General features: G+C 70.4%; 11 protein-coding genes and 2 tRNA genes. 4 read left to right on the forward strand and 9 right to left on the reverse strand.

The window, feature by feature from the left end; genetic code table 11:
- Nucleotides 1-537 (reverse strand): thiamine-phosphate kinase (locus VJ976_RS07745; RefSeq protein WP_324099549.1); only part of this gene is annotated, 537 nt, incomplete at its 3' end.
- 90 nt (nucleotides 538-627) lie between these two features.
- Between VJ976_RS07745 and VJ976_RS07750 the strand changes: the two genes are divergently transcribed.
- The gene (locus tag VJ976_RS07750; RefSeq protein ID WP_324099550.1) at nucleotides 628-867 is read left to right on the forward strand and encodes an Lrp/AsnC ligand binding domain-containing protein; all 240 of its coding nucleotides are present in this window, start codon (nucleotides 628-630) and stop codon (nucleotides 865-867) included.
- Nucleotides 840-1,298 carry a DUF3515 family protein gene (locus tag VJ976_RS07755; protein ID WP_324099551.1) on the forward strand — a complete coding sequence of 153 codons (459 nt, stop codon included), beginning with the start codon at nucleotides 840-842 and terminating at the stop codon, nucleotides 1,296-1,298. Before VJ976_RS07750 ends, VJ976_RS07755 begins: the two co-directional genes overlap by 28 nt.
- 9 nt (nucleotides 1,299-1,307) lie before the next feature.
- On the opposite strand, the gene VJ976_RS07760 is transcribed toward VJ976_RS07755, so the two are convergent.
- From VJ976_RS07760 to VJ976_RS07770, 3 genes are read right to left on the reverse strand one after another with little or no spacing between them, the layout of a single operon-like run.
- Entirely contained in the window at nucleotides 1,308-2,453 is a 1,146-nt protein-coding gene (locus VJ976_RS07760; protein WP_324099552.1) for a D-alanine--D-alanine ligase family protein, read from the reverse strand.
- 11 nt (nucleotides 2,454-2,464) lie between these two features.
- Nucleotides 2,465-3,466 (reverse strand): NAD(P)H-dependent glycerol-3-phosphate dehydrogenase, encoded by a 1,002-nt coding sequence (locus VJ976_RS07765; RefSeq protein WP_324099553.1) that lies wholly within the window; start codon nucleotides 3,464-3,466, stop codon nucleotides 2,465-2,467.
- A complete protein-coding gene (locus tag VJ976_RS07770) occupies nucleotides 3,463-4,194 on the reverse strand; it encodes a lysophospholipid acyltransferase family protein (protein WP_324099554.1) in 732 nt (243 codons plus the stop codon). The genes VJ976_RS07765 and VJ976_RS07770 overlap by 4 nt, the downstream gene beginning before the upstream one ends.
- A 40-nt stretch (nucleotides 4,195-4,234) precedes the next feature.
- Here VJ976_RS07770 and cofC point away from each other — a divergent pair, with 40 nt between their 5' ends.
- Entirely contained in the window at nucleotides 4,235-4,888 is a 654-nt protein-coding gene (cofC, locus tag VJ976_RS07775) for a 2-phospho-L-lactate guanylyltransferase (RefSeq protein ID WP_324099555.1), read from the forward strand.
- A 9-nt stretch (nucleotides 4,889-4,897) separates the two neighbouring features.
- Nucleotides 4,898-5,152: a hypothetical protein gene (locus VJ976_RS07780; RefSeq protein WP_324099556.1), complete on the forward strand. Its 255-nt coding sequence runs from the start codon at nucleotides 4,898-4,900 to the stop codon at nucleotides 5,150-5,152.
- 83 nt (nucleotides 5,153-5,235) lie between these two features.
- Here the strand turns inward: VJ976_RS07780 and VJ976_RS07785 are convergent, their stop codons facing one another.
- The 5 genes from VJ976_RS07785 to VJ976_RS07805 all read right to left on the reverse strand — a co-directional run.
- The gene (locus VJ976_RS07785) at nucleotides 5,236-5,619 is read right to left on the reverse strand and encodes an HU family DNA-binding protein (RefSeq protein WP_324099557.1); all 384 of its coding nucleotides are present in this window, start codon (nucleotides 5,617-5,619) and stop codon (nucleotides 5,236-5,238) included.
- 191 nt (nucleotides 5,620-5,810) lie between these two features.
- Nucleotides 5,811-5,883: transfer RNA gene (locus VJ976_RS07790), tRNA-Glu, on the reverse strand.
- A 36-nt stretch (nucleotides 5,884-5,919) separates the two neighbouring features.
- A tRNA-Gln gene (locus VJ976_RS07795) sits at nucleotides 5,920-5,991 on the reverse strand.
- Nucleotides 5,992-6,072: 81 nt separating this feature from the next.
- The gene (gltX, locus tag VJ976_RS07800) at nucleotides 6,073-7,668 is read right to left on the reverse strand and encodes a glutamate--tRNA ligase (protein WP_324099558.1); all 1,596 of its coding nucleotides are present in this window, start codon (nucleotides 7,666-7,668) and stop codon (nucleotides 6,073-6,075) included.
- Between the two features lie 22 nt (nucleotides 7,669-7,690).
- Nucleotides 7,691-8,187: DUF2017 family protein (locus tag VJ976_RS07805; RefSeq protein WP_324099559.1), on the reverse strand; the 497-nt coding region annotated here is incomplete at its 5' end.

The following is an 8,187-nucleotide window of genomic DNA, read 5'->3' on the forward strand; positions in this document are numbered from 1 at the left end:
CGCGGGCCCGGCCGCTGAGCGGCCCAGCGGTCCGGAGACCGCGAGCAGGTCACCCGGGCGCATGCCGGAGCGCAGCACCGGACTGCTCACGCCGTCAGGAAGATCGCCTACCGCGGTCACCGAGACGCTCACCCCGCCGCCGGAGGACGACAAGTCACCCCCCGCGACCCGCGCCCCGGCCCGCGACGCCGTCCGGGCGATCCCGTCGACGAGGTCCTCCACCCAGCTGACCGTGGTGCTGGCCGGGGCCACCAAGGTGACCAGCAGGGCTGTGCCGACGCCGCCCATCGCCGCGACGTCGGCCAGGTTCTGAGTGACGACCTTGGCGCCGACGTCGGAGGGGGAGGACCACCTGTCGTGCCAGTCCCGCCCACGCACCATCGTGTCGGTCGTCAGCAGCACGCCCCCGGAGGCGCGCAGGTAGGCGGCGTCGTCACCGGGCCCCAGCGCCACCGGCGAGCAGAGTGGCGCCGCAGTGGCGAAGCGCGCGAACACCGTGTCCAGCAGGCCCGACTCACCCAGGCCTGCGATCGTCACCGGAGTCCTTAGGTCTGCCACGGTCAGACACGGTAGCGTCGAGCCAGCAGACGGCGCAGTTCGCAGCGACGTGCGAGAACGGAGAGCTCCATGGTGCACGCCTACATCCTCGTCCAGACGGAGGTGGGCAAGTCCTCCAGCGTGGCTCGCGCCGTCGCCGATCTCCCTGGCGTGTCCAGCGCCGAGGATGTCACCGGTCCCTACGACGTGATCGCCAGGATCGAAGCCGCCGACGTCGAGGACCTCGGCCGGCTGGTCATCGCCAAGATCCAGGACGTTCCCCACATCACCCGTACCACCACATGCACCGTCGTCCACGTCTCACCCTGACCGCAGCGCTGGTCGGCCTGGCCGTGGCGCTCTCAGGGTGCTCGCGGGCGGTCAAGGTGGTGCCCCTGGAAGGAGCGGACGAGGACCCCGTGTGCGCACAGGTGGCGGCGTTCTGGCCGGACACCGTCGGCGGACAGCCGTCCCGGATCACCGCGGCCGACAGTAGGACCGTGGCCGCCTGGGGAGACCCCGCGATCGTCGCCCGCTGCGGTGCCACTCCCCCCGGCCCCACGACGGACCAGTGCCTGGACATCGAAGGTGTGGACTGGATCGCGGTGCCGATCGACGACGGGGTGCGGTTCACGACCTACGGTCGAGACCCCGCGATCCAGGTGCTGGTGCCGCAGGAGTACGCGACGGAGGCGCTCGTGATGCCTGCCTTCACCGCCGCAGCCGACGTGGTGCCGCAGACTCTGGGCTCGTGCACCTGAAGCCTGGCCTCAGCGCAGGCCCAGAGGGCGGTGCAGCGCCAGCTCGATGAGCTCGTGCACCAGATCCGGGTAGCTCATGCCGCCGGCGGCCCACACCTGCGGGTACATCGAGTACGGGGTGAAGCCCGGCATGGTGTTGATCTCGTTGAGCAGGACCTCCCCGGCGGAGGTGTAGAAGCAGTCGACCCGGGCCAGTCCCTCGCAGCCGGCCACGTCGAAGGCCTGGGCCGCGATCTGCTGCACGCGCTCACGAACCGAGGAGGGCAGGTCGGCCGGGCACCGCAGGGTGACGTTCGCCTCGTCGAGGTACTTGGCCTCGAAGTCGTAGAAGGCGTGCTCCCCCGCCACGGTGATCTCACCCACCTCGCTGATCCGGGGATAGGCCTCGCCCCGTCCCTGCAGGACTCCACACTCGATCTCACGCCCGGAGACCCCTGCCTCCACGATGACCTTCGGGTCGCTCAGCCGGGCCCGCTCGATCGCCTCACGCAGACCTTCGGGCCCCTCCACGCGGCTGATGCCCACCGAGGAGCCCGCGCGGGCAGGCTTGACGAAGACCGGGAAGGTGAGCTCCCCGGCACGTCGCAGACAGTCCCGCTCGTCTCGTCTCCAGTCCAGGTCGGTCAGCGCCACGTAGTCGACCATCGGCAGTCCGGCACTGGCGAAGAGCACCTTCATGACGTGCTTGTCCATCATGGCTGCCGAAGCGAGCACCCCGCAGCCCACGTAGCGCACGTCCGCGAGCTCCAGGAAGCCCTGGATGGTGCCGTCCTCGCCGAAGGGACCGTGCAGCAGCGGGAAGACGACGTCGACCTCCCCCAGCAGGCGCGGCACCTCCCCCGGCGCGCGGACCGTCAGCGAACGCTGGGAGGACCCCAGAGGCAGCACCACCTCATCGCCCTCGGAAGGAACCTGCGGCAGCTGGCCCTCGCGGATCTCGAGTGCCGCTGGGTCTGCCTCCACCTGGACCCACGCGCCCGAGGTGGTGATCCCGATCGGCACCACGTCGTAGCAGTCGCGGTCGATCGCCCGCAGCACGCTGGCCGCGGTGGCGCAGGAGATCGAGTGCTCGGCGGAGCGGCCCCCGAACACGACCGCGACCCGGGGACGGCGAGACCCGTCCGGCGCGGTCAGAGGGTGTGTGTCGGGGCTCATGCGCAGCGAGCCTAGTGCCGCTCGTGCTTGCGGGCGCGGGACATCAGCACCTCGGCCAGCTCGGCCGGCGACATGCGCTGGTCGACCACCGCCAGCACTCCCTCGCAGATCGGCACGTCCACGCCGTTGCGGTGAGCCAGGTCGACGACCGACCCGGCCGACTTCAGGCCCTCCGCCGTCTGATGCTTGATCGCCACCACGTCCGCCACGCTCAGGCCCCGCCCGAGCTGCACACCGACGGAGTGGTTGCGGGACAGCGGCGACATACAGGTCGCGATGAGGTCACCGACGCCGGCCAGGCCCATCAGAGTGGCTGGCTCAGCCCCGAGAGCAGCGCCCAAGCGCGCGGTCTCCGCGAGCCCGCGGGTGATGATGCTGGACTTGGTGTTGTCACCGAAGCCCAGGCCTTCGGCCATCCCCACCGCCAACGCCACGACGTTCTTGACCGCTCCGCCGATCTCGGTCCCCACGACATCGGTCTGGGTATAGGGACGGAAGTAGGGCGCGGCGCTGACCTGCGCCACCTGCTGCGCCACGTCGTGGTCCGCCCCCGCCATCACGCTGGCGGCCGGCTGCTTGGCCGCGATCTCACGAGACAGGTTCGGCCCGGAGACCACGACGATGCGCTCCCGTTCCACCCGGCCCACGTCTTCGATCACCTGGCTCATCCGCATGCCGGTGCCGACCTCGATGCCCTTCATCAGGGAGACCACGACAGATCGTCGAGGCAGCATCGGCCCCCAGGCGTCCAGGTTGGCCCGCAACGACTGTGAGGGCACCGCCAGCACCACCATCTCGGCCTCCTGCAGCGCCTCCGCAGGGTCGACGGTGCAGTCCACGGTCGCCGGCAGCATCAGCTCGGGCAGGTAGTCGGGGTTGTGGTGCTCGCGGTTGATGCTGTCGGCGACCTCCGGCCGGCGGGCGAGGATGCGCACGGTGGCACCCGCGTCGGCCAGGACCGCCGCGTAGGCCGTGCCCCAGGACCCGGCCCCCAGAACCGCAACCCGGGTCACGAGCCAGACCCCCGCTCGAACAGCTGCGCCGGGGGTTCCTCACCGCGCAGCGCCGCCACCTGGGCGACCACGGCGTGCATGACCCGGTCACTGGCGCTCGCCATGGCGGCACGCTCGGCGGCGCGGCCGTACAGGTCCGACAGGTCGACCGCGGGCCCCGCCTTGACCCGCATGGTGGGTTGCCGGAAGAGGTTGGTGGGCCGACGCGCATAAGGCGCGAGAAGCTGCTGCGGCCCCCATTGGCCGACGGGGATCACCGGGGCCCGGGTGGCCAGAGCCAGACGCCCGACCCCTGTCCGGCCCCGCATCGGCCACAGGGAGGGCTCTCGGGTCAGGGTGCCCTCGGGCATGATCACCACGCACTTACCCTCCTGCACCGCCGCTTCGGCCTCGGCCAGAGATTCACCCGCTCGGCGGGTGTTGCGGTAGACCGGGACCTGACCCAAGGGTCGCAGCGCGCGTCCCAGCACCGGGATGTCGAACAGACTGGACTTGGCCAGGAACATGGGCGGGTACCCGTGGTCGACCAGGAAGTGCGCCACCGTGAACGGGTCGATCTCGGAGAGGTGGTTGACCGCCACGATGAACCCACCCGACGCAGGAAGGTGCTCCTGGCCGGACCAGTCCTGGGAGGTGACCAGGGCCAACGGGGGCCGGAGCGCCGCGACGGCAAAGCGGTAGGGCCGTGGGGCCGGCGTCCGCTGCGCTCGACGTCTCACGGGCGCCATCTTGTCACTACTGCGCGTGTCAGTGGGTGAGGATGGGCCGGTGCCCCACGATCCGGCCTGGCAGCTCATCGTGCCCGTGAAATCCCGCCACCGGGCCAAGACACGTCTGGAGCCCCCACCGGCGGTGTCCAGGGCTGCGCTGGCCTCCGCGATGGCCCGTGACACCCTGCTCGCCGCCATCGGCACCGTGGAGGCATCCTCGGTGTGGCTGGTCACCGCCGACCCGGAGATCCGCCACTACGCCTCCGGGCTCGGGTGTCATGTGGTCGACGAGCCCGACCGCGGTCTCAACGCGGCAGTCGAGGCGGGCCTGAACGCCGCCGCGCCCCCGGGGGTCCCGGTCGCGGTGCTGCTGGGCGACCTGCCGGCGCTGCGGAGCAGCGAGCTGCGCACGGCACTCGAGCGCGCCGCCGCCTTCCCGGTCGCGGCCGTCGCCGACCGTCACGGACAGGGCACGACGCTGCTGGCCGGGCGGGCGGTGCGGCCGGTGCCCTCGTTCGGCACCGGATCAGCGCTGCTGCACCGCGACCGTCTGGGCGCGGTGCTGATTCCGGACGACCTGCCCGGACTGCGGTGCGATGTCGACGTGCAGGCCGACCTCAGCGCGGCGCGCGAGCTGGGCCTCGGGCCGCACACCTCCACCCTGCTGAGCACCCCACCGGGCCCCACCCCCGCGACGGCCAGGACACCCTAGGCTGACCCCATGCAGGCCAGTGTGCACACCTTCGACCCTGAGACCGGGGCCGGCAGCGTGCTGCGCGACGACGGTGCGGTCCTGCCGTTCAGCGCCGACGCCTGGGCCACGAGCGGGCTGCGGCATCTGCGTGTGGGACAACGCGTCTGCATTCAGGTATCCGGTGACGATGAGGCCTCAGCCGAGAATGACTTTCGACAAGCCCACACCAGCGTGGCGGAGCTGTTCTTGGTCGGGATTGGTGAGGGTCAGCCCATCCTCTGAGCAACGCGCATCGAATACACGATCCTCATTCTTAGGCTATTCCTGACCGAACCTTTGCCCCCACCATTACCCAGCCGGGTATTTCAGGCCGAGGCCTTGTAGGAATGTTCCTTACCCTGACCCGAGGACGAGGGCGCCTCGTCGTCGTGCTTGCTGGCGCGTACCCCGGCCAGACCCTCCGTCGGCAGCGCACCGGGGTCGCTGACCACCTTCTTGAAGTAGGTGCCGGGGCGGAAGCGCGGAGCACTGGTCGCCTCGATCGGCACCGGAGACCCGGTGCGGGGGTTGCGTCCCGTGCGAGGCGCCCGGTCGATCTTCTCGAAGGTTCCGAAACCGGTCACCCCGACCGTGCCGCCCGCAGCCACCTCGCGCAGGATAGCGTCCACGACGACCTCGATCGCCTTCGTCGCCTCGGCACGTCCCCCCAGCTCCGGCGCAATTCTCTCGACAAGATCTGCTTTGTTCATGGTTCCCCTCCCGTTGACGGACACGCGACCGGCTCCCCTTGCGGTCGACGCATTTTCTTGTCCGGGAGTAACTGTAAGCATCTTCGCCTGCATCGCCAAATAGGACACGACTCGTTACGTGAACGGGCATCCATGAATTCATGAAGAAAACAAAACGGCCCCCGATGCTTGGCATCGGGGGCCGTGCGATGTAGCCCCGACGGGATTCGAACCCGCGCTACCGCCTTGAGAGGGCGGCGTGCTAGGCCGCTACACAACGGGGCCATCGGTGCGCACGTGGGCAGAGGTCTGCCTTGCGCGCTGGGGTACCAGGACTCGAACCTAGACTAACTGAACCAGAATCAGTCGTGCTGCCGATTACACCATACCCCAAAGGGATTGACCGGGACCGAACGCTCCCGGCGGACCGCGCATGAACGATACCGTCCGGCGTCGGGGCGGCCCAAATCGGTGTCAGGGCCGCTCGGTGCTCTCCCCGGGCTGGGCCCGAGCCTGGGTCAGCATCTCCAGCAGGCGGGTCAACCGCCTCAGGGTCGAGGCCTTGCCGAGGATCTCCATCGACTCGAACAACGGAGGTGAGACGCGCTGACCGGACAGCGCGGTGCGCAGCGGCCCGAAGGCCAGCCGCGGCTTGATCCCTAGACCGTCCACGATGGCGGCCCGCAGCGTAGCCTCGATCGCTCTGGCCTCCCACGCTCCGCCACGCTCGTCGGACCCATCCGAACCGTCGTCGAGGGGCTCGAGGGCGTCGAGCGCGGCCCGCAGCACGTCGGGAGCTGACTCCTTCAGCTGTCCCCAGGCGTCGTCGGCGATCGGCAGCTCGCCATCGGAGGTGTAGAACGGGGCCACCATCGGCGCCGCCTCGCTCAGCACCTGGATGCGGCTCTGGACCAGCGGCGCCAGCCGGCGCATCCGCTCGCTTGCGGTGGGCGAGCTCGGCTCGGAGACGATGCCCATGTCCTGCATGGCCGCGGTCAGCCGAGCGGCGAACTCGGGGGTGGCCATGGCCCGCAGATGCTCGGCGTTGATGGCCTCGGCCTTGCGCTGGTCCCACCGCGCCGGGTTCGGGTTGACCTGGTCGACCTCGAACGCCGCGACCAGCTCGTCCGGGCTGAAGACATCGCGGTCGCCGCCGATGGCCCAGCCGAGCAGGGCGAGGTAGTTGATCATGCCCTCGCGGACGAATCCGCGGTCGCGATGATGGAACAGGTCCGAGGCGGGGTCGCGCTTGGACAGCTTGCGGTTGCCCTCCCCCAGCACCAAGGGCAGATGAGCGAAGGTCGGGACGGCGTGCGCCTCGCCGATGGCCACGAGGGCCCGGTACAGCGCGATCTGCCGGGGCGTCGAGGAGAGCAGGTCCTCGCCGCGGATGACGTGGGTGATCTGCATGGCGGCGTCGTCAACCGGGTTCACCAGGGTGTACAGCGGCTGGTTACCGCTGCGCATGATGACGAAGTCGGGGACGCTTCCCGCCGCGAAGGTCACCTCGCCCCGGACCAGGTCGGTGAAGGTGATGTCCTCCTGGGGCATCCGCAGCCTGAGCACCGGCTCGCGGCCCTGGTCACGGTAGGCGGCGACCTGCTCGGCGCTCAGGTCTCGGTCGTAGTTGTCATAGCCCAGCTTCGGGTCACGGCCCGCCGCCAGATGGCGGGCCTGGACCTCCTCGGGGGTCGAGTAGGACTCGTAGGCGAAGCCGGCCTCCAGCAGCACCCCTGCCACGCGGCGATGCTCCTGCACCCGCTCACTCTGCCGGTAGGGGGCATGAGGACCTCCGACCCCGGGGCCCTCGTCGTAGTCCAGCCCGAGCCAGCTCAACGCGTCGAGCAGCTGCCCGACAGAGCGCTCGGAGTCCCGGCTGGCGTCGGTGTCCTCGACGCGGAACACGAAGGCGCCGCCGTGGTGCCGGGCGAACGCCCAGTTGAACAACGCCGTCCGCGCCATACCCACGTGCGGGGTCCCGGTCGGTGAGGGACAGAACCTGACGCGGACGTCATGACCTGCGGACGGCACGGCGCGGGGGGTGTGGGGAGGGGAAGACTGGCTGCTCATGGTGCCGTTCACCCTAGTGGCGTCACCTCCGGTCCAGCAGCGAGGCCGCCAGCGTCTCCTGCAACCAGGACAGGAAGTCGTAGTAGGCGGCGCGCTGGGCCCGCTCGACGTCCTCGTCATCGGGCTCGTCGGTGGCCTGCCGCACCACTTCCTCGTGCAGCGCCGCCGAGTCGTCGTCGTCCTTCAGGCCCAAGCGCTCGCCCAGCACGAGCCGGACGTCGGTGAGCGCGACCAGCAGGTCTTGGGCCTGTTCGCCGGACAGGTCGACGACCGGGGGCGAGGTGGCGCTGAGGGCCTCCATGGCCGAGGTGAGCACGCGCACCTTGCGCCCCCGCAGCGAGTGCTCCGTCAGCGCCCGGAACTCTGCCGCCTGGTCGGCGTCGGTGCGGTGGGCCGTGGGCAGCAAGCGCCGCACCGCGGGGTCCTCGGGCTCACGGGGTGCGGGGTCGGACTCTCCCATCCCCGCCACGAGGTCGGCGAGCGGGTCCCCGGTGTCCGCACGGTCCGGCGCGACGAGGT

The organism is Ornithinimicrobium sp., from assembly GCF_035267225.1.
GTDB lineage: Bacteria > Actinomycetota > Actinomycetes > Actinomycetales > Dermatophilaceae > Ornithinicoccus.

What these genes read in the sequence shown, in the direction of transcription:
- VJ976_RS07785 (WP_324099557.1), bottom strand. Translation starts at nt 5,619, where the DNA reads ATGAACAAAGCAGATCTTGTCGAGAGAATTGCGCCGGAGCTGGGGGGA.
- VJ976_RS07755 (WP_324099551.1), top strand. Translation starts at nt 840, where the DNA reads ATGCACCGTCGTCCACGTCTCACCCTGACCGCAGCGCTGGTCGGCCTG.
- VJ976_RS07770 (WP_324099554.1), bottom strand. Translation starts at nt 4,194, where the DNA reads ATGGCGCCCGTGAGACGTCGAGCGCAGCGGACGCCGGCCCCACGGCCC.
- VJ976_RS07760 (WP_324099552.1), bottom strand. Translation starts at nt 2,453, where the DNA reads ATGAGCCCCGACACACACCCTCTGACCGCGCCGGACGGGTCTCGCCGT.
- gltX (WP_324099558.1), bottom strand. Translation starts at nt 7,668, where the DNA reads ATGAGCAGCCAGTCTTCCCCTCCCCACACCCCCCGCGCCGTGCCGTCC.
- VJ976_RS07750 (WP_324099550.1), top strand. Translation starts at nt 628, where the DNA reads ATGGTGCACGCCTACATCCTCGTCCAGACGGAGGTGGGCAAGTCCTCC.
- VJ976_RS07780 (WP_324099556.1), top strand. Translation starts at nt 4,898, where the DNA reads ATGCAGGCCAGTGTGCACACCTTCGACCCTGAGACCGGGGCCGGCAGC.